Below are 18,859 nucleotides of genomic sequence, written 5' to 3' on the forward strand. Positions count from 1 at the left end.
GCGGAAGCATCATTTTCAGCAGCGCAGCTTTACGTTCTTCTGAATAGAAAGGCATGACCATACTCTTGCCGCCCCCGGAATGCTTTTCAAAAAGCGGGGGACACGACAACTACCCTGACACCGGGGGCTACCCTGACACCGGGGGTCAAGATCAAGATCAAGAGCGACTCGCTTCGCATCGTGGTTACCGTTGGCTGCTACGGTCTGCAAAGTTGTGTGGATACCTAGGGTTATCGCAGGCGAGCCAGCTCCCTCGCCACAGTGCCCTGCCTCCTATTCACCTGTCAGGTTTGACAGTAGACACTGGCCCTTGATCGAGGGATGTTTGCCCCTAACGTGCCAGCGCAGCGGTCGGCGCTCATTGCTTTTCGAAGCCACGCTTAATAGGGATATTAAAAATGGAACGGGAACTGATCGACGAAGTTGAAGAACTGATCAAAAAGACTAACGACGCCGAGCGTCTGTTCACCCGATACGCCACCAAGTGCTACACCTCAGCCTTGCAAAAATATGCCAAGGACATCAGCGAAACCTCCTATACCTATCTGCTGGCCGAGCTGGCCGAGGGGTCGTTGAGTTCGGAAATTCTCGGCCGCCCAGGCGCCAATATCAGCCTGGTCAGGATCGAGATAGAGGAGATCATGCTTGAAGCCGATGTGATCAAGAAACTCAAGCGGGCCGAAACCCATTACCTGGAAACCCTGGAATCGGTGCGCAAGTTCGAAGACCTAAAACGCTTCGAAAAAATGCAGGACACGTCCGATATCGTCCGCTCGATAAAACTCGGGGTGTCACGGTTCAATATCCTGTTTGTCATCCTGCTGATCGGCGGGTTGACCTGGGCGGCGATCAATCTGCCTAAAGAGGCGTTGGCGTTGATTTCTGCGGCGATCGGCGGCGCCATCACCCACTTGCTGTCCGAGCGCCAGGCCGTCCTGGCGCTGAAAAAAGAGGGCGATAACAGCTGCCCCAGGGCCAACAATAACAATCAGGAATGACGCGGGTTTACAACGGCGTCAACACATTCATCACCGTGTCCAGCGCCACTCGCGTGTCATCCAGTTGCACCAGCGACGCATGCCGTGCGCCCAGGGCATCGCGGTTCCGGATCGCCGTTAGGATCGCCTTGTGCCGCGGCAGACTCAGGCCCTGGATGTCCGGGCGTCGGTTAGTGATGTTGATCGACTCGCGCAACGGCAACGAGAGCATGTTGCACATATAGGCGAGCAGGTCGTTGCGGGTGGCGTCGGCAATCGCGCGGTGGAAGTCCAGGTCGGCCTGCAACAGCTCCTCGTGGGTCTTGGCGGTTTCCATGCCCTGGTAGGCGTGTTCGATGGTGGCGATGTCTTCATCGGTGGCGGTGGTCGCGGCCATGGCGGCGATCTCCGGTTCGAGGATGCGGCGCACCCCGGCCAGGGTGTTGAAGAACTCGCTGTGGGGCGTGGACTGCATCAACCAGGACAGCACGTCCGGGTCGAGCAGGTGCCATTTCAAGCGTGGCCGTACCACCGCGCCCACCCGTGGCTTGGAATACACCAGGCCCTTGGCGCTGAGCACTCGCGTGGCTTCGCGCAATACCGAGCGGCTGACCTGGTATTCCTCGCACAGCGTGGCTTCCATGGGCAACCGTTCCTCGGGCTTGAAGCGACCGGAAACGATGTGCATGCCCAAGTCCTGAACGATCTGGGCATGCTGGCTCTTGCGCGGCTTGGGCGGCTGGTGATCCATAACGACGGGGAGGCTCTGGCTTAGATTCGCCGCATCATAGCATCCCAATTAGTGGGAATGCCGTGGGACTTCCGCCCCGCGACAGCCCACCAGGAAGTCAAAGTCACAGCCTTGGTCGGCCTGCAGCACATGGTCGATGTACAGCTGGCGATAGCCGCCGACGATGAGGTTCTGCGCGGGCGGCAGGTCGGCCATGCGCGCTGCCAGCTCGGCGTCGGGAATGTCCAGGTGCAGGCGGCCATTGGCGCAATCGAGTTCGATCCAGTCACCTTCCTTCACAGTCGCCAACGGCCCGCCGGCAGCGGCTTCCGGTGCCACGTGCAATACCACGGTGCCGTAGGCGGTGCCGCTCATGCGTGCATCGGAAATGCGCACCATGTCCGTCACGCCCTGGGCCAGCAGCTTGGCGGGCAAGCCCATGTTGCCGACTTCGGCCATGCCGGGGTAACCCTTGGGGCCGCAGTTTTTCATGACCAGGATCGAGTTGGCATCCACGTCCAGCTCCGGGTCGTTGATGCGTGCCTTGTACATGTCGAAGTTTTCGAACACCACGGCGCGGCCACGGTGCTGCATCAGTTCGGGGCTCGCTGCCGAAGGCTTGAGCACCGCGCCCAGGGGCGCGAGGTTGCCGCGCAGCACGCAGATGCCGCCGTCGGCGCGGATCGGGTTGTCCAGGGTGCGGATCACTTCGTCCTGGCCGTAGATCGGTGAGTCCTTGGTGTTCTCGCCCAGGGACTTGCCGTTGACGGTCAAGGCGTTGGGGTGCGGGATCAGGTTGGCTTCACCCAGGCGGCGCAGCACGGCGGGCAGGCCACCGGCGTAGTAAAACTCCTCCATCAGAAAGCGCCCGGAGGGTTGCAGGTCGACAATGGTCGGCATGCCGCGGCCGATGCGGGTCCAGTCATCCAGGTCGAGTTCGACACCGATGCGCCCGGCGATGGCTTTCAAGTGGATCACCGCGTTGGTCGAGCCGCCGATGGCTGCGTTCACGCGGATAGCGTTTTCAAACGCCTCCTTGGTGAGGATCTTCGACAGCTTCAAGTCTTCACGCACCATCTCCACGGCGCGCATGCCCGACATGTGCGCCAGTACATAGCGACGCGCATCCACCGCCGGAATCGCCGCGTTGTGGGGCAGGGAAGTGCCCAGTGCTTCGGCCATGCACGCCATGGTAGAAGCCGTGCCCATGGTGTTGCAGGTGCCCGCCGAACGCGACATGCCGCCCTCGGCCGCGAGGAAGTCATCCAGGGTGATGGTGCCGGCCTTGACCTGTTCGCTGAGCTGCCACACCACCGTTCCCGAGCCGATGTCCTGGCCCTTGTGCTTGCCGTTGAGCATCGGCCCGCCGGTGACCACGATGGCCGGCACATCACAACTGGCCGCGCCCATCAGCAGCGCCGGGGTGGTTTTGTCACAGCCGGTGAGCAGTACCACGCCATCAATCGGGTTGCCGCGAATCGCTTCTTCCACATCCATGCTCGCCAGGTTGCGAGTGAGCATGGCGGTAGGGCGCAGGTTGGATTCGCCGTTGGAAAACACCGGGAACTCCACCGGGAAGCCACCGGCCTCGATCACGCCACGCTTGACGTGCTCGGCGATCTGGCGGAAGTGCGCGTTGCACGGCGTCAGCTCCGACCAGGTGTTGCAGATGCCGATGATCGGCTTGCCATGGAACTGATGGTCGGCAATGCCTTGGTTCTTCATCCAGCTGCGGTACATGAAACCGTTCTTGTCGGCGGTACCGAACCACTGGGCAGAGCGTAGGCCGGGCTTTTTGTCAGGCATGATCGATTCTCTTATTGTATGACTATATGTTCTATGCGTGCTTAAACATAAGCGCAAAATCGCTGCTTTGGAAGTGTTGTTTTGCAAATAGTCATACTATATAGTCTTTCTCAACTGAGGTATGACCCTGGCGGATTTTCGCGAGAGGCGTCCCCCGAGCTTCTATAAAAACAACAATCGGAGATCGACCCCATGAGCCAGGAACTGCGGCTTATTCGGCGCATCACGCTGAAACTGATTCCCTTCCTGATCCTGCTGTACCTGATCGCCTACGTGGACCGTTCCGCCGTGGGCTTCGCCAAGCTGCACATGGGCGCTGACGTGGGCATCGGCGACGCCGCCTATGGCCTGGGTGCGGGGTTGTTCTTCATTGGCTATTTCCTGTTCGAGATTCCCAGCAACCTGATGCTCGACCGCTTCGGCGCACGGCGCTGGTTTGCGCGCATCATGATCACCTGGGGCGCCATCACCATTGGCATGGCGTTCGTGCAGGGGCCGCACAGCTTCTATGTGATGCGCTTTCTGCTGGGCGCGGCGGAGGCGGGGTTCTTTCCCGGCGTGCTGTACTACATCACCCAATGGTTCCCGGTGCGCCATCGCGGCAAGATCCTCGGGCTGTTCATCCTCTCCCAACCGATTGCAATGATGATCACCGGTCCAGTGTCCGGCGGTCTGCTCGGCATGGACGGCATCCTCGGCCTGCATGGCTGGCAGTGGCTGTTTATCGTGATCGGCACCCCGGCGATCCTGCTGACCTGGCCGGTGCTGCGTTACCTGCCGGATGGCCCCCAAAAGGTCAACTGGATGAGCGAGGAAGAAAAAGCCTGGCTCACCGGCGAGCTGCACAAAGACCTGCAAGCCTACGGCCAGACGCGCCACGGCAACCCCTTGCATGCGCTCAAGGACAAGCGCGTGTTGCTGCTGGCGCTGTTCTACCTGCCGGTGACCTTGAGCATCTACGGCCTCGGCCTGTGGCTGCCGACCCTGATCAAACAGTTTGGCGGCAGCGACCTCACCACCGGCTTCATCTCCGCCGTGCCCTATATCTTCGGCATCATCGGCCTGTTGATCATTCCGCGCAGTTCCGACCGCTTGAACGACCGTTACGGCCATCTCGCCGTGCTCTATGTATTGGGCGCCATCGGCCTGTTCTGCAGCGCCTGGCTCACCGTGCCGGTGCTGCAAATGGCCGCGCTGTGCCTGGCGGCATTTGCAATGTTTTCCTGCACCGCCGTGTTCTGGACCCTGCCGGGGCGCTTCTTTGCCGGCGCCAGTGCGGCGGCCGGTATTGCCTTGATCAACTCGGTGGGCAACCTCGGCGGCTATATCGGCCCGTTCGTGATCGGTGCGCTCAAGGAGTACACCGGCAACCTGGCTTCAGGCTTGTATTTCTTATCCGGTGTGATGGTGTTCGGGCTGCTGCTGACCCTTGTGGTCTACCGCTTGTTGGAGCGCAAGCACGTGCTGCCCGCCGACCAATTCGCCGCCAGCGCCCGTGGCGCCACACGCACTTAAATCCAGGAGAACCCGCATGCGTTTAGTTCAGTTCGAGTTGAGCAACGGTGAGCGCCGCGTCGGCGTGGTAGAAGGCAACCAGGTACGCGAAGTGCGCGGCGCCCACAGCGTGCGTGAACTGGCGCTGGCCGCCATTGAGGCCGGCGGCAAGTTGCAGCACCAGGTGGAGGCCTTTGGCCTGGGCGGCAGCCATGACTACGCCGCCTTATTGGCGGACCATAAAATTTTGCCCCCGCTGGACCACCCTGACCCGGCCCACATGCTGATCAGCGGCACCGGCCTTACCCACCTGGGCAGCGCCTCGGCCCGCGACAAGATGCACCAGCAGGCCGGCGACGACAGCGCGATGACCGACACCATGCGCATCTTCAAATTGGGCGTGGAGGGCGGCAAACCAGGCGCCGGCCAGGCCGGTGTGCAACCGGAGTGGTTCTACAAAGGCGATGGCAGCATCGTCGTGCGCCCGGGCCAGGCGTTCCCGGTGCCGCCGTTCGCCGAAGACGCCGGCGAAGAGCCGGAAATCGGCGGCCTCTATGTGATCGGGCATGACCGTAAACCCTATCGCCTGGGTTTTGCGGTGGGCAACGAGTTCTCCGACCATGTGATGGAGCGCAAGAACTACCTGTACCTGGCCCATTCCAAGCTGCGCAGTTGCAGCTATGGCCCGGAGCTGCGCGTGGGCGAACTGCCCCAGCATCTGGCGGGCACCAGCCGCATCCTGCGCAACGGCGAAGTCATCTGGCAGAACGAATTCCTCAGCGGCGAGGCCAATATGTGCCACAGCCTGGAAAACCTCGAATACCACCACTTCAAATACAGCCAGTTCCTCAAGCCGGGCGATGTGCACATTCACTTCTTCGGCACCGCCACCTTGTCATTCGCCGACGGTATACGTACCCAGCCGGGCGATGTGTTCGAGATCAGCCAGGCTGAATTCGGCGCGCCGTTGATCAACGGTTTCGGCAGCAGCGATGCGGCATTTGAACCCGGCCAAGTCACCCCCCTTTAAGGAGATCAACATGACCCCGTTCCTCGGCCACAACTACATCGGCGGCCAGCGCAGCGCCAACGGCAGCATTAAGCTGCAAAGCATCGACGCCACCACCGGCGAAGCCTTGCCCCAGGATTTCTACCAGGCCACCGCCCAGGAAGTGGATGCCGCCGCCCAGGCCGCGGCCCAGGCTTACCCGGCTTATCGCGCCTTGAGCGCCGCACGGCGTGCGCAGTTCCTGGATGCAGTGGCCGATGAACTGGACGCCTTGGGCGATGATTTCGTCGAACTGGTCTGCCGCGAAACCGCCTTGCCGGCCGCACGCATCAAAGGCGAACGCGGGCGCACCAGCGGCCAGATGCGTCTGTTCGCCACCGTGCTGCGCCGCGGTGACTTCTACGGCGCGCGTATCGACAAGGCCCTGCCAGAGCGCCAGCCGCTGCCGCGCCCAGACCTGCGCCAATACCGCATCGGCCTTGGCCCGGTGGCGGTGTTCGGCGCCAGCAACTTCCCCCTGGCATTTTCAACGGCTGGCGGCGACACCGCTGCCGCGCTGGCCGCCGGTTGCCCGGTGGTGTTCAAGGCCCACAGTGGGCACATGGCGACCGCCGAGCGCGTAGCCGATGCGATCATCCGCGCCGCCGAAGCCACCGAGATGCCGGCTGGCGTGTTCAATATGATCTTTGGCGGCGGCGTCGGTGAGGCGCTGGTCAAGCACCCGGCGATCCAGGCGGTGGGCTTTACCGGTTCGCTCAAAGGCGGCCGCGCCCTGTGCGACATGGCAGCGGCGCGCCCGCAACCGATCCCGGTGTTTGCCGAAATGTCGAGCATCAACCCGGTGATCGTGCTGCCCCAGGCGCTGCACGTCCGCGCCGACAGCATTGCCCGCGACCTGACCGCCTCGGTGGTACAAGGCTGCGGCCAGTTCTGCACCAACCCAGGCCTGGTGATCGGTATCGCTTCGTCTGCGTTCACCGCGTTCACTCAGCAGGTCGCGCAATTGATCGGCGAGCAACCGCCACAAACCATGCTTAATGCCGGCACCCTGGGAAGCTACGGCAAGGGCCTGGAAAAACTCTTGTCTCACCCGGGCATCCAGCATCTGGCGGGCAGCGCGCAATCGGGCAACCAGGCGCAACCGCAACTGTTCAGGGCGGATGTACGTCTTTTGATTGACGGTGACGAAGTGCTGCAAGAGGAAGTGTTCGGCCCCACTACGGTGTTCGTCGAAGTAGCCGACCAGGCGCAACTCAGCGCCGCCCTGCAAGGGCTGCACGGGCAGTTGACCGCCACGCTCATCGGCGAACCGGGCGACCTGCACCAGTTCGCCGAACTCACGCCCCTGCTGGAACAGAAAGTCGGGCGCATCCTGCTCAACGGTTACCCCACTGGTGTGGAAGTGTGCGATTCCATGGTCCACGGCGGGCCGTACCCGGCAACTTCCGATGCGCGTGGCACCTCGGTCGGCACCTTGGCCATCGACCGCTTCCTGCGCCCGGTGTGCTTCCAGAACTACCCTGATAGCCTGCTGCCCGACGCGTTGAAAAACGCCAACCCCTTGCGTATTCAGCGCCTGGTAAATGGCACGCCATCGCGCGAATCGCTGTAACTGATCAGGAGGCTTCATGTCGTTGAGCGCAGTCACCCCGCACCGTGCCCGGTTGGGCGAAGGGCCGTTCTGGGATGCACCGACCCAGGCCCTGTATTGGGTGGATATCGCCGCCCGCCAGGCACTGCGCCTGATGGGTGGGCAGTTGCAGGTGTGGCAATTGCCCGAGCACGTCTCGGCGTTCATCCCCTGTGAACGCGGCGATGCGTTGGTGACCTTGAGCAGCGGCGTGTATCGCCTGGACCTGGCCACCGAAGCCTTGACCCTGCTGTGCGTAGCCGACCCGCAAACGGGCAACCGCGGCAATGAAGCACGCTGCGATGCCCAGGGCCGGCTGTGGTTGGGCACCATGCAGAACAACATAGGCGAGCAGGGCGAAGACCTGCCGATTACCCGGCGCTCCGGTGGCTTGTTTCGCATCGATGCCGATGCGCGGGTCACGCCGTTGTTGGCGGGCCTGGGCATTCCCAACACCTTGCTTTGGAACGAGGCGGGCAGCCAGGTGCATTTCGGCGACAGCATGGACGGTACGCTCTATCAGCATTCGATCCAGGCTGACGGCCAACTCGGCGCCGCCCAGGCCTGGTTCGGGCCGCACACACGCGGCGGGCCGGATGGCTCGGCCATGGACGCCGACGGCTACATCTGGAACGCGCGCTGGGACGGCAGTTGCCTGCTGCGGCTAACGCCTTCAGGTGAGGTGGATCGCATCATCGAACTACCGGTCAGCCGTCCCACCAGTTGCGTGTTCGGTGGGCCCGAGCTCACCACGCTGTACATCACCAGTGCCGCGAGTCCCTCGGGGCATCCGTTGGATGGTGCGGTACTGGCGATTGAAATGGATGTTCCCGGAAAACCCTGTCACCGCTTCGCCGGATAACCTGTAGGAGCGGGCTTGCCCGCGAAAAACGTCAACGATAACGCGTTCAGGCTGGATGAACACGTCGCCCTCGGGGTTTTCGCGAGCAAGCTCGCTCCTACAACGTTCTACCTAAAAACAACAACAAGGAGTCACCCGTATGAATTGTCGTCGTGGTTTGCGTTCCCTGTGCTGCGCCGCTGTGGCGGTCTCGGCCATGAGCTTGAGCGGCCTGTTGCTGGCCGCTGAAGAAGTGAAGATCGGTTTTTTGGTCAAGCAGGCCGAAGAGCCCTGGTTCCAGACTGAATGGGCGTTTGCGGAAAAAGCCGCCCAGGACAAAGGCTTCAAACTCATCAAGATCGCGGTGCCCGACGGCGAGAAAACCCTCTCGGCCATCGACAGCCTGGCCGCCAACGGCGCCAAGGGTTTTGTGATCTGCCCGCCGGACGTGTCCCTGGGCCCGGCCATTGTCGCCAAGGCCAAGGCCAACGGCTTGAAAGTGATGGCCGTGGATGATCGCTTTGTCGATGCCAAGGGCAACTTCATGGAAGACGTGCCGTACCTGGGCATGGCCGCATTTGAAGTCGGCCAGAAGCAGGGCGCCGCCATGGCCGCCGAAGCGAAAAAGCGCGGTTGGGACTGGAAGGACACCTACGCGGTGATCAACACCTTCAACGAACTCGACACCGGCAAGAAACGCACCGATGGCTCGATCAAATCCCTAGAGGAGGCGGGTATTCCCAAGGACCACATCCTCACCGCCCCCCTGAAAACCCTCGACGTGCCCGGGAGCATGGACGCCACCAACTCGGCCTTGGTCAAGCTGCCAAGCGGGGCGAAGAACCTGATCATCGGCGGCATGAACGACAACACCGTGCTCGGCGGCGTGCGCGCCACCGAAAGTGCCGGTTTCGCCGCAGCCAATGTGATCGGCATCGGCATCAATGGCACCGACGCCATCGGCGAATTGAAGAAAGCCAACAGCGGCTTCTTTGGTTCGATGCTGCCCAGCCCGCACATTGAAGGCTACAAAACCGCCGAGATGATGTACGAGTGGGTCACCCAGGGCACCGAGCCGCCGAAATACACGGCCATGGACGAAGTGACGCTGATCACCCGCGAAAACTTCCAAGCGGAACTGACCAAGATCGGGCTGTGGAAATGACCGCTGCGGCCCTGCGGTTTGACGGCATCGGCAAGACCTTTCCCGGGGTCAAGGCGCTGGATGGCATCTGCTTCACCGCCCACCCGGGCCAGGTGCATGCGCTGATGGGCGAGAACGGCGCCGGCAAATCGACCTTGCTGAAAATCCTCGGCGGCGCCTACATTCCATCCAGCGGCACCGTGCAGATCGGCGCGCAAACCATGGCGTTCAAATGCGCCGCCGACAGCATTGCCAGCGGTGTGGCAGTGATTCACCAGGAGCTGCACCTGGTGCCGGAAATGAGCGTGGCCGAGAACCTCTTTCTCGGGCATTTGCCCACGCGCTTTGGCGTGGTCAACCGAGGCCTGCTGCGCAAGCAGGCCCTGACCTGCCTCAAGGGCCTGGCCGATGAAATCGACCCCGACGAGAAGCTCGGGCGCCTGTCCCTGGGCCAGCGCCAATTGGTGGAAATCGCCAAGGCGCTGTCTCGCGGCGCCAACGTGATCGCCTTTGATGAACCCACCAGCAGTTTATCGGCGCGGGAAATCGACCGCTTGATGGCGATCATCGCGCGCCTGCGCGATGAGGGCAAAGTGGTGCTCTACGTGTCCCATCGCATGGAAGAGGTGTTCCGTATTTGCGATGCGGTGACGGTGTTCAAGGACGGCCGCTACGTGCGCACGTTCGAGGACATGAGCACACTGACCCACGACCAGTTGGTGACCTGCATGGTCGGTCGCGATATCCAGGATATCTACGATTACCGACCGCGTGAGCAGGGCGAAGTGGCGCTCAAGGTGGACGGCTTGCTCGGTCCGGGCCTGCGTGAGCCGATCAGCTTCCAGGTGCGCAAGGGTGAGATCCTGGGCCTGTTCGGGCTGGTGGGCGCGGGGCGTACCGAGCTGTTTCGCTTGCTCAGTGGGTTAGAGCGCGCCAGTGCTGGCAGCCTGGAATTGTGTGGGCAAGCGCTGCAACTGCGCTCACCCCGCGACGCCATCGCCGCCGGGGTATTGCTGTGTCCGGAGGACCGCAAGAAAGAGGGCATCATCCCGCTGGGCAGCGTCGCTGAAAACATCAACATCAGCGCCCGTAGCGCCCATGCCTCGTTCGGCTGGCTGCTGCGCGACGGCTGGGAGAAGGGCAACGCCGAGCGGCAGATCCAGGCCATGAAGGTCAAGACGCCGAATGCCGAGCAGAAAATCCTCTACCTGTCGGGCGGCAATCAGCAGAAAGCCATCCTTGGCCGCTGGCTGTCGATGCCCATGAAGGTGCTGTTACTGGACGAACCCACCCGCGGTATCGACATCGGCGCCAAGTCGGAGATCTACCAGATCATCCATAACCTGGCAGCCAGCGGCATTGCGGTGATTGTGGTGTCCAGCGACCTGATGGAGGTGATGGGCATCTCCGACCGCATCCTGGTGCTGTGCGAAGGCGCCTTGCGCGGCGAACAACTGCGAGAACAGGCGACTGAATCCAACCTGCTGCAACTGGCCTTGCCACGCGGCCTGGCGAACTGAGAGACGACCATGACTATTCAAAACAACGCGCTGCCCTCGGCACGCAAACCCCTCGATATACGCGCATTGCTCGATAACTGGGCGATGCTCTTGGCAGCGGTGGGCATCTTCGTACTGTGCGCGCTGCTGATCGATAACTTCCTCTCGCCACTGAACATGCGCGGTCTGGGCCTGGCAATTTCGACTGTCGGTATTGCCGCGTGCACCATGCTGTTTTGCCTGGCCTCGGGGCACTTCGACCTGTCGGTAGGCTCGGTGATCGCCTGCGCCGGGGTGGTTGCGGCGATTGTGATGCGCGATACCGACAGCGTGATGCTGGGCATTGGCGCAGCGCTGCTGATGGGCCTGATGGTGGGGCTGATCAACGGCATCGTGATCGCCAAGCTGCGGGTCAACGCCCTGATCACCACGCTGGCGACCATGCAGATAGTGCGCGGCCTGGCTTATATCTTTGCCGACGGCAAAGCGGTGGGTGTGTCCCAGGAGCAATTCTTTGTGTTCGGCAACGGCCAATTGTTTGGTGTGCCGGTGCCGATCTTGATCACCATTGTCTGCTTCCTGTTCTTCGGCTGGCTGCTCAACTACACCACCTACGGGCGCAACACCATGGCCATCGGCGGTAACCCGGAGGCGGCGCTGTTGGCGGGGGTGAACGTTGATCGCACCAAGATCCTGATCTTTGCCGTGCACGGCCTGATTGGCGCGCTGGCGGGAGTAATCCTGGCTTCACGCATGACCTCCGGTCAGCCGATGATCGGCCAGGGCTTCGAGCTCACGGTGATCTCGGCCTGCGTGCTGGGTGGGGTGTCGCTGAGCGGTGGTATCGGCATGATCCGGCATGTGATTGCCGGGGTGTTGATTCTGGCGATCATCGAGAATGCGATGAACCTCAAGAACATCGATACCTTCTACCAGTATGTGATCCGCGGCTCGATCCTGCTATTGGCCGTGGTCATCGACCGCATGAAACAACGCTGAACCCAGGCCCTGTGAAAAACCAATGTGGGAGCTGGCTTGCCTGCGATAGCGGTGGCACAGGCTACGCAAGTGTTGCCTGAACCACCGCTATCGCAGGCAAGCCAGCTCCCACAGTTTAATCAGCGGTGAACTTGAAAATAGTGTGTTGGCTGTAAGTCTGCCCTGGATTCAAACGCGTTGAGGCAAAGCTCGGCTGGTTAGGCGCATCCGGAAAGTGCTGGGTCTCCAAAGTAAACCCACTCCAGTGCTGATAGGCCTTTCCGCCTTTGCCCTTCACCGAACCGTCCAGGAAGTTGCTGGTATAGAACTGTACGCCAGGCTCTGTGGTGTAGAGCTGCAAACGCCGCCCCGACTCAGGGTCATGCACTTCGGCGGCCAGCTGTTTCACATTCCCTTTGGTATCCAGCGCCCAGTTGAAGTCGAAGCCACCCTGTTTCGGCTCGGCGAATTTGAGCTGCGGATGGTCGTCTTTGATGTGCTGGCCGATAGGTGTGGGCTTCAGGAAGTCCATCGGCGTGCCCTTGACCGGCGCCAATTCACCGGTGGGAATCAAGGTGGCATTCACTGGTGTGTAGTGGCTGGCGTGCAAGGTGGCGACCTGCTTGAGAATGTCGCCGTTGCCCGCGCCGGCCAGGTTGAAATAGCTGTGGTTGGTGAGGTTGAGCACCGTCGGTTTATCGGTGGTGGCGGTGTAGTCGATGTGCAGTTCGTTGTTGTCGTTGAGGCGGTAGGTGACCTCGGTTTTCAAGTTGCCCGGAAAGCCCATTTCTCCGTCCTTGGACAGGTAGGTGAGGGTGACGCCCACCGAGTCTTTGTCCTTGACCGATTTGGCTTGCCACACCTGCTTGTCGAAGCCCTGGGCGCCGCCATGCAATGAGTTGGGGCCGTCGTTGAGCGGTACCTGGTAGCGTTTGCCGTCGAGTTCGAAGGCGCCGCCGGCCAGGCGGTTGCCGAAGCGGCCGATGGTGGCGCCGAAAAACGCGGTACCGCCTTGATAACCTTGCACGTCGTCGAAGCCCAGCACCACGTCGTCGAGCTTGCCGTGTTTGTCCGGCACTTTTAGCGACTGCAGCACGCCGCCGTAGGTGATCACCGTGGCTTGCATGCCATGGCTGTTGCGCAACACGTACTGTTCGACGGCGGTGCCATCGTTGGTTTTACCGAAGGGTTTGTGTTCGCTGCTAAGGCCAGCGGCGTGCGCGCCGCCGCTGGCGATCAGCATGGACAACGCGAGGCCGGACAGCAGATATCGAGGGTGCTTCATGGTCGAACTTCCTTTTGTTGTTTTGCTGGAATAGTTCTACTAATTTGAGATATTTTGTCGATATGACAGCAGATTTATAGCCTTTAACGCCGTTCTTGCAAAATAAAATAAGACTAATTAAGCGGAGCACTGATTGTTATGATTACCCAGCAAGCGATTTATCCCGACCTCAAGGACAAAACCGTGCTGGTTTCCGGCGGGGCTTCGGGGATTGGCGAGTTCATGGTGCGGGCCTTCGCCGCACAGGGCGCCAAGGTGGCGTTTGTGGACCGTGCACAGAGCCAGGGTGAACGCTTGGCGGCGCTGCTGAACTCCAAAGGGCAGCGTGTCGAGTTCGAGTGCTGCGATATCACCGACGAGATCGGTTACCGCGCCGCGATCGGGCGCTTCGAGCATTCCCTGGGGCCGATCACGGTACTGGTCAACAATGCAGCGAACGATGTGCGCCACAGCCTGGAAGAAATCGACTCGCACATGTTCGACCAGCTGATTGCGGTCAACCTCAAGCACGCCTTCTTTGCCGCCAAAGCGGTGGTGCCCATGATGAAACAGGCCGGTGGCGGCTCGATCATCAACCTGGGCTCGGTGGGCTGGATGATGGCCTCGGCCGGCTACCCCGTATACGCCGCCAGCAAGGCCGCCGCCCACGGCATGACCCGAGCCCTGGCGCGGGAACTGGGGCCCAACCATATCCGCGTCAACACCTTGGTGCCGGGTTGGGTGATGACCGAAAAACAACTGGCCATGTGGGTCGACGACGCCGCCAAGGACCTCATCGCCCGCAGCCAGTGCCTGCCCGGCAGCGTGATGCCGGAACACATCGCCAACATGGCGCTGTTTTTGGCCTCGGATGCCTCGGCGATGTGCTCGGCGCAGAACTTTATCGTCGACGGCGGCTGGGTATAAACGCGATTTTCAGAATGATGCACATCGGGTGTGGGAGCGGGCTTGCTCGCGAAGGCGGTGTGCCAGTGAACTTATTAGGTTCTGACACACCGCCTTCGCGAGCAAGCCCGCTCCCACATTCAAATTGTGGTGCTTACTCGATGGGGTAACGCTTGAGGTTGGGGCGCTTGCACAACGGCCTCGCGTAGCCGCCGATACGCCTCCACCAGTTGCTCAAGGCTGAACGCCAGGTTGCGCCCGCTGGGGTTGGGCAGCACCCAGACCGAGGCGTCGCCCAGTGGCTGCGCTTGCAAACCCCAGGCGACCTCGCGCTGGCCGGTCAGTGCGCTATAGCCGGGCTTGCCGAGGAACGCGACGAAGCGCGGGGCATGGCGGCGGATCTTGTGTTCGAACGCCGCCGCCGCGTCCTGGAATTCATGCCGCGCCAACTCGCCTGCACTGGCCGTGGGGCGCTCCACCAAGGTGGTCAATCCGCAACCGTAGTGCAGCAAGGTGGCGCCGTCTTGCGGGCGAATTTCATGGGGCGTGAAACCGGCCAGATGCACCGTACGCCAGAAGCGATTGCTGCGATTGGCAAAATGCAGGCCGAGGGCTGCCGAGCCCTTGCCAGGGTTGATGCCGCAGAACAGTACGTGCAAGTGGTCGGCGAGGAGGTCGTCGAGTCGCTCGTTCATGCCGGATCTTCCATGCTGATAGGTGTGACGAGTCATCAACCTTTGGTTTAGTCTGCAACGCTTAGTGGATCACAAGCGCCTCTGGAGCATTGATTATGACCGAGTACGTACCTGCCAAAGTCTGGACCTGGGACGCCGAAAGCGGCGGCACCTTCGCCAGCATCAACCGGCCCATCGCCGGCGCCACCCACGAAAAGCCACTGCCGGTGGGCAAGCACCCGCTGCAGTTATACTCCCTGGCCACGCCCAATGGGCAGAAGGTCACGATCCTGCTGGAAGAACTGCTGGCCCTGGGGCACAGCGGCGCCGAATACGATGCCTGGCTGATCAAGATCGGCGACGGCGACCAGTTCGGCAGTGGCTTTGTGGCGGTGAACCCGAACTCGAAGATTCCTGCGCTGATGGACCACAGCGGCGCCACGCCGATTCGCGTGTTCGAATCAGGCGCGATTTTGCAGTACCTGGCCGAGAAGTTCGGTGCGTTCCTGCCCACGGAGCCCGCCGCACGGGCTGAATGCCTGTCGTGGCTGTTCTGGCAGATGGGCAGCGCGCCTTACCTGGGGGGCGGCTTCGGGCATTTCTATGCCTATGCGCCGAGCAAGATGGAATACCCGATCAACCGCTTTGCCATGGAGACCAAGCGCCAACTGGATGTGCTGGATAAGCGCCTGGCGGTCAGCCAATACATTGCCGGGGATGACTACACCATTGCCGATATCGCGATATGGCCTTGGTACGGTGGGTTGGTCAAAGGCCGTTTGTATGGTGCGGCGGAGTTTTTGTCGGTGCATGAATACAAGCATGTGCAGCGCTGGGCGGATGCGATTGACGCACGGCCGGCGGTGCAGCGTGGGCGGCGGGTGAACCGGGTGTCGGGGGATGATCAGTTGCCCGAGCGCCATGATGCAAGTGACCTGGATTGATACGATAACCAGGTAGGAGCGAGCTTGCTCGCGAAAAACGTCAACGATAACGCGTGCTTCCTGAATGAGCGCGGCGTCTGGGCGTTCTTCGCGAGCGAGCTCGCTCCTACAAAGCTGCGTTATTTGTAGCGCTGCTCAAACACCGCCACCTGTTCAGGTGTGATCAGTTCAAATGGCACCCACACCTGTGCTTCAACCTGCTCGCCCTTGATCATCCGCACCGCCGCTTGCACGGCCTGGGCAGCCTGGGCCTTGGGGTCCTGGAACACCGAGCCCGCCAACAGCCCGCGCTTGATCGCTGCCAGGCCATCGGGCAAGCCGTCGATGCCGACAATTGCAATCTCGCCCTTGGCCTTGCCTGCTTGTTGCAAGGCCATGGCCGCGCCAATCGCCATTTCATCGTTGTTGGCGACAATGGCATTGAACGCGGTGCCGGCCAGCAACCAGTTGCTGGTCAGGTCCATGCCTTTGCTGCGCTGCCATTCGGCGCTTTGCTGCTCGACGATCTTGATCCCCGGGAAGTCCTTGAGCACCTGTTTGACCCCCTCGGTACGGGCATGGGTGGCGTTCTGCGCAAGGTCGCCCATGATGATCGCCACGTTGCCCTTACCACCCAGTTTTTGGGCGAGGTAACGCATCTGCAATTGCCCCGCTTCGATGTCGTTGGAGGCCACCGTGACCACGCCCTCAGGCAGCGTACGCTCATCCGGGTGGCGGTTGACGTACACCAGCGGCGTCTTCGCCGCCACGGCTGCGCGGGTGATGTTGGCGGTGGCGGCGGTGTCGACCGGCAGCACGATCACCGCATCGACCTTCTGGTTGAGAAAGCCTTCGACCTGATTGAGCTGGCGCACCACATCGCTCTGGGCGTCTTCGAATTGGATCTGCACGTCCTGGTGTTTGGCTGCCGCTTCCAGGCCGGTGCGCACGTAGGTCATGAAGTTATCGTCCACCCGGGCAATGCTCACGCCGATGCGATAGGCGGCGAAGGACCACTGGCTGAACATCAATAACAGCGCGGCCATTAGTAATGAATAACGGTGCATGAGGCTGTTCCTTTTATTGTTATAGGGTGAATGCCTGGCGGAAACGCTCCAGGGCCGTCTCGCTGTCGCCGCTGGCCCAGCCCTCCAGGCCGACCACACCGGTGTAACCCATGGCGTGCAAGGCCCGGGCAATGGCCGGGTAGTGGATTTCGCCCGTGCCGGGCTCCTTGCGTCCAGGCACATCAGCGACCTGGATTTCGCCGATGGCGCTGCCTGCGCGCTGGATCAATTCGATCAGGTTACCTTCGCCAATCTGCGCGTGGTACAGGTCCAGGTTCATCTTCAGATGCGGGCTGCCGACGGCTTCGATCAGGGCCAGGGTGTCGTCGGCACGCGCAAACGGTGTGCCGGGGTGGTCGACGGCGGTGTTGAGGTTTTCCAGCAGAAACACGCGGCCGGCGTCTTCCCCCAGGCGCGCGATTTTCTCCAGGCTTTTGCATGCGCTCAGCCACATGCGCCCGGTGGTGTGGCTGACGGGCTGCACGGGCAGGCCGCCTTCACCCAGGCCCGTGCCATGCAGGTTGAGGCAGGGGCAATTGAGGCGCTCGGCAATGCCCAGGGACTCACGGGCGCTGTCGAGCAATTGGCGGATGCCGTCGGGGTCGGTGAGGGTGCCGGTGAGGTAGCCGGTCATCGAGGTGAAGTCCGCACCGGTCGCCGCCAATGCCTGAATGTCCTTATCGGCCCAACCCCAGATTTCGGCGCTGAAACCCAGGGCATGAATACGTTTGACCCGTTCGATGAAGGGCAGGTCGAGGAACACCATTTCGGCGCTGACGGCCAATTTGAACGGCATCATCAGCGGGCTCCTTGAACGGCCACGGCCTTGCCGGTTTGGTACGACTCAATGCAGGCACGGGCAATTGCCAGGGCTGCACGCGCATCTTCACCGCTGGCCAGGGGCTTGGCGCCGCTGCGCAGGCAGTCGACAAAGTGGTTGAGCTCGGCGATGTAGGCGTCGCGCAGCAGGTCGGTGTCCATCCGCTGCGTGTCTGCCTGGATGCCCTCGGCCAGGTAGCGCACCAGGTCGCAGTCGTTAAGGCTGCCCATGCTCAGCATGCCCTTGCTGCCGAACACTTCGCCGCGCACATCGTAGCCATACACGGCCTGGAAGCTGGCTTCGGCGGTGGCAATGGCGCCGTTGTCAAAGCGCAGGGTGACCACGGCGGTGTCGAGCAAGCCTTGGCTTTTGAATTGCGGGGCAATCAGTGCGTCCGCCATCACCTGCACCTGTACCACTTCGGCTCCGGGGTTGAGGTAGCGCAGGGTGTCGAAGTCGTGGATCAGGGTTTCGAGGAAGATCACCCATTGCGGTGAGTTGGCCGGGTTGTTCAGCGCCGGGTCGCGGGTCAGCGAGCGCAGCAGCTGCGGCGTGCCCATACGTCCGGCGACGACGTCGAGGTGCGCCGTGCGAAAGCTTCTGGCGAAGCGCCGATTGAAGCCGACCTGCAGGGGCACCCGTGCATCGGCAGCGGCGGCAATGGCGCGGTCGGCTTCATCCAGGGTAATCGCCATGGGTTTTTCGCAGAAGATGCCCTTGCCGGCACGTGCGGCCTTGATCACCAGCTCGGCATGGCTACGGGCAGGGGCGGCGATGAGTACGCCGTCGATGTCCGGGTCGTCCAGCAGCTGTTGCGGGTCGGTGTAGGCCTTGTCCACCCCCAGTTCTGCTGCCAGGCGAGCGGCCTGGCCTGGGACGGGATCGGCGATGGCGGCGAGGCAGGCACCGGGGATATGGCGTGCAGCGGTAAGGCCATGGAAGCTGCCCATGCGGCCGGCACCGATCAAGCCCAGGCGGATGTTCTGTGTACTCATGAAACGACCCCTTTTGTTGTTATGGGCCCCCAGGACCGTCCTGGGTGACACAGGGGCAAGAGCAAGGCCTGTGCCAGTTTATAAGTAGCTGATTTATAAAGG

General features: G+C 61.8%; 17 protein-coding genes. 10 read left to right on the forward strand and 7 right to left on the reverse strand.

Annotated features, from left to right (window positions below; genetic code table 11):
* Positions 1 to 398: 398 nt before the first annotated feature.
* Positions 399 to 998: a hypothetical protein gene (locus MF6394_RS23055; RefSeq protein WP_047710605.1), complete on the forward strand. Its 600-nt coding sequence runs from the start codon at positions 399 to 401 to the stop codon at positions 996 to 998.
* Between the two features lie 7 nt (positions 999 to 1,005).
* Here MF6394_RS23055 and MF6394_RS23060 read toward each other — a convergent pair whose 3' ends face one another.
* A complete protein-coding gene (locus MF6394_RS23060; protein ID WP_078467642.1) occupies positions 1,006 to 1,728 on the reverse strand; it encodes a FadR/GntR family transcriptional regulator in 723 nt (240 codons plus the stop codon).
* A 48-nt stretch (positions 1,729 to 1,776) separates the two neighbouring features.
* Complete coding sequence (locus MF6394_RS23065) at positions 1,777 to 3,513, reverse strand: IlvD/Edd family dehydratase (RefSeq protein ID WP_003190553.1); 1,737 nt, start codon at positions 3,511 to 3,513, stop codon at positions 1,777 to 1,779.
* A gap of 192 nt (positions 3,514 to 3,705) precedes the next feature.
* Here MF6394_RS23065 and MF6394_RS23070 point away from each other — a divergent pair, with 192 nt between their 5' ends.
* The 7 genes from MF6394_RS23070 to araH all read left to right on the forward strand — a co-directional run bounded on the left by MF6394_RS23070 (position 3,706) and on the right by araH (position 12,129).
* Positions 3,706 to 5,028, forward strand: coding sequence for an MFS transporter (locus MF6394_RS23070; RefSeq protein WP_034135673.1), 1,323 nt, complete (start codon positions 3,706 to 3,708; stop codon positions 5,026 to 5,028).
* Positions 5,029 to 5,044: 16 nt separating this feature from the next.
* On the forward strand, positions 5,045 to 6,037 hold the full coding sequence (gene araD1 / locus MF6394_RS23075) for an AraD1 family protein (protein WP_078467643.1): 993 nt from the start codon (positions 5,045 to 5,047) through the stop codon (positions 6,035 to 6,037).
* 10 nt (positions 6,038 to 6,047) lie between these two features.
* The gene (locus MF6394_RS23080) at positions 6,048 to 7,628 is read left to right on the forward strand and encodes an aldehyde dehydrogenase (NADP(+)) (RefSeq protein WP_078467644.1); all 1,581 of its coding nucleotides are present in this window, start codon (positions 6,048 to 6,050) and stop codon (positions 7,626 to 7,628) included.
* 16 nt (positions 7,629 to 7,644) lie between these two features.
* Positions 7,645 to 8,508 carry an SMP-30/gluconolactonase/LRE family protein gene (locus MF6394_RS23085; RefSeq protein ID WP_078467645.1) on the forward strand — a complete coding sequence of 288 codons (864 nt, stop codon included), beginning with the start codon at positions 7,645 to 7,647 and terminating at the stop codon, positions 8,506 to 8,508.
* Between the two features lie 139 nt (positions 8,509 to 8,647).
* Positions 8,648 to 9,652 carry a substrate-binding domain-containing protein gene (locus tag MF6394_RS23090; protein WP_069558932.1) on the forward strand — a complete coding sequence of 335 codons (1,005 nt, stop codon included), beginning with the start codon at positions 8,648 to 8,650 and terminating at the stop codon, positions 9,650 to 9,652.
* Positions 9,649 to 11,151 carry an L-arabinose ABC transporter ATP-binding protein AraG gene (araG, locus tag MF6394_RS23095; protein ID WP_078467646.1) on the forward strand — a complete coding sequence of 501 codons (1,503 nt, stop codon included), beginning with the start codon at positions 9,649 to 9,651 and terminating at the stop codon, positions 11,149 to 11,151. The genes MF6394_RS23090 and araG overlap by 4 nt, the downstream gene beginning before the upstream one ends.
* Positions 11,152 to 11,160: 9 nt before the next feature.
* Complete coding sequence (gene araH, locus MF6394_RS23100; RefSeq protein WP_032892292.1) at positions 11,161 to 12,129, forward strand: L-arabinose ABC transporter permease AraH; 969 nt, start codon at positions 11,161 to 11,163, stop codon at positions 12,127 to 12,129.
* Between the two features lie 115 nt (positions 12,130 to 12,244).
* On the opposite strand, the gene MF6394_RS23105 is transcribed toward araH, so the two are convergent.
* Positions 12,245 to 13,393 carry an aldose epimerase family protein gene (locus MF6394_RS23105; protein ID WP_069558706.1) on the reverse strand — a complete coding sequence of 383 codons (1,149 nt, stop codon included), beginning with the start codon at positions 13,391 to 13,393 and terminating at the stop codon, positions 12,245 to 12,247.
* A 138-nt stretch (positions 13,394 to 13,531) separates the two neighbouring features.
* Between MF6394_RS23105 and MF6394_RS23110 the strand changes: the two genes are divergently transcribed.
* Positions 13,532 to 14,299 (forward strand): SDR family NAD(P)-dependent oxidoreductase, encoded by a 768-nt coding sequence (locus MF6394_RS23110; protein ID WP_078467647.1) that lies wholly within the window; start codon positions 13,532 to 13,534, stop codon positions 14,297 to 14,299.
* Between the two features lie 119 nt (positions 14,300 to 14,418).
* On the opposite strand, the gene mug is transcribed toward MF6394_RS23110, so the two are convergent.
* The gene (gene mug, locus MF6394_RS23115; RefSeq protein WP_078467648.1) at positions 14,419 to 14,973 is read right to left on the reverse strand and encodes a G/U mismatch-specific DNA glycosylase; all 555 of its coding nucleotides are present in this window, start codon (positions 14,971 to 14,973) and stop codon (positions 14,419 to 14,421) included.
* Between the two features lie 95 nt (positions 14,974 to 15,068).
* Here mug and yghU point away from each other — a divergent pair, with 95 nt between their 5' ends.
* Positions 15,069 to 15,896 (forward strand): glutathione-dependent disulfide-bond oxidoreductase, encoded by an 828-nt coding sequence (yghU, locus tag MF6394_RS23120; RefSeq protein ID WP_032892288.1) that lies wholly within the window; start codon positions 15,069 to 15,071, stop codon positions 15,894 to 15,896.
* A 119-nt stretch (positions 15,897 to 16,015) separates the two neighbouring features.
* Here the strand turns inward: yghU and MF6394_RS23125 are convergent, their stop codons facing one another.
* Genes MF6394_RS23125 through MF6394_RS23135 form a run of 3 tightly spaced genes read right to left on the reverse strand, consistent with a single transcriptional unit; the run spans position 16,016 to position 18,757 of the window.
* Positions 16,016 to 16,942: a sugar ABC transporter substrate-binding protein gene (locus MF6394_RS23125; RefSeq protein WP_078467649.1), complete on the reverse strand. Its 927-nt coding sequence runs from the start codon at positions 16,940 to 16,942 to the stop codon at positions 16,016 to 16,018.
* Positions 16,943 to 16,961: 19 nt separating this feature from the next.
* Positions 16,962 to 17,741 (reverse strand): TIM barrel protein, encoded by a 780-nt coding sequence (locus MF6394_RS23130; RefSeq protein WP_044272346.1) that lies wholly within the window; start codon positions 17,739 to 17,741, stop codon positions 16,962 to 16,964.
* Positions 17,741 to 18,757 carry a Gfo/Idh/MocA family oxidoreductase gene (locus MF6394_RS23135; RefSeq protein ID WP_078467650.1) on the reverse strand — a complete coding sequence of 339 codons (1,017 nt, stop codon included), beginning with the start codon at positions 18,755 to 18,757 and terminating at the stop codon, positions 17,741 to 17,743. Before MF6394_RS23135 ends, MF6394_RS23130 begins: the two co-directional genes overlap by 1 nt.
* Positions 18,758 to 18,859: the final 102 nt, after the last annotated feature.

This window comes from Pseudomonas sp. MF6394, from assembly GCF_002018845.1.
Classification (GTDB): domain Bacteria; phylum Pseudomonadota; class Gammaproteobacteria; order Pseudomonadales; family Pseudomonadaceae; genus Aquipseudomonas; species Aquipseudomonas lactis.

Coding starts and splice junctions, on each gene's coding strand:
- MF6394_RS23055 (WP_047710605.1), top strand. CDS start 399: ATGGAACGGGAACTGATCGACGAAGTTGAAGAACTGATCAAAAAGACT.
- MF6394_RS23060 (WP_078467642.1), bottom strand. CDS start 1,728: ATGGATCACCAGCCGCCCAAGCCGCGCAAGAGCCAGCATGCCCAGATC.
- MF6394_RS23065 (WP_003190553.1), bottom strand. CDS start 3,513: ATGCCTGACAAAAAGCCCGGCCTACGCTCTGCCCAGTGGTTCGGTACC.
- MF6394_RS23070 (WP_034135673.1), top strand. CDS start 3,706: ATGAGCCAGGAACTGCGGCTTATTCGGCGCATCACGCTGAAACTGATT.
- araD1 (WP_078467643.1), top strand. CDS start 5,045: ATGCGTTTAGTTCAGTTCGAGTTGAGCAACGGTGAGCGCCGCGTCGGC.
- MF6394_RS23080 (WP_078467644.1), top strand. CDS start 6,048: ATGACCCCGTTCCTCGGCCACAACTACATCGGCGGCCAGCGCAGCGCC.
- MF6394_RS23085 (WP_078467645.1), top strand. CDS start 7,645: ATGTCGTTGAGCGCAGTCACCCCGCACCGTGCCCGGTTGGGCGAAGGG.
- MF6394_RS23090 (WP_069558932.1), top strand. CDS start 8,648: ATGAATTGTCGTCGTGGTTTGCGTTCCCTGTGCTGCGCCGCTGTGGCG.
- araG (WP_078467646.1), top strand. CDS start 9,649: ATGACCGCTGCGGCCCTGCGGTTTGACGGCATCGGCAAGACCTTTCCC.
- araH (WP_032892292.1), top strand. CDS start 11,161: ATGACTATTCAAAACAACGCGCTGCCCTCGGCACGCAAACCCCTCGAT.
- MF6394_RS23105 (WP_069558706.1), bottom strand. CDS start 13,393: ATGAAGCACCCTCGATATCTGCTGTCCGGCCTCGCGTTGTCCATGCTG.
- MF6394_RS23110 (WP_078467647.1), top strand. CDS start 13,532: ATGATTACCCAGCAAGCGATTTATCCCGACCTCAAGGACAAAACCGTG.
- mug (WP_078467648.1), bottom strand. CDS start 14,973: ATGAACGAGCGACTCGACGACCTCCTCGCCGACCACTTGCACGTACTG.
- yghU (WP_032892288.1), top strand. CDS start 15,069: ATGACCGAGTACGTACCTGCCAAAGTCTGGACCTGGGACGCCGAAAGC.
- MF6394_RS23125 (WP_078467649.1), bottom strand. CDS start 16,942: ATGCACCGTTATTCATTACTAATGGCCGCGCTGTTATTGATGTTCAGC.
- MF6394_RS23130 (WP_044272346.1), bottom strand. CDS start 17,741: ATGATGCCGTTCAAATTGGCCGTCAGCGCCGAAATGGTGTTCCTCGAC.
- MF6394_RS23135 (WP_078467650.1), bottom strand. CDS start 18,757: ATGAGTACACAGAACATCCGCCTGGGCTTGATCGGTGCCGGCCGCATG.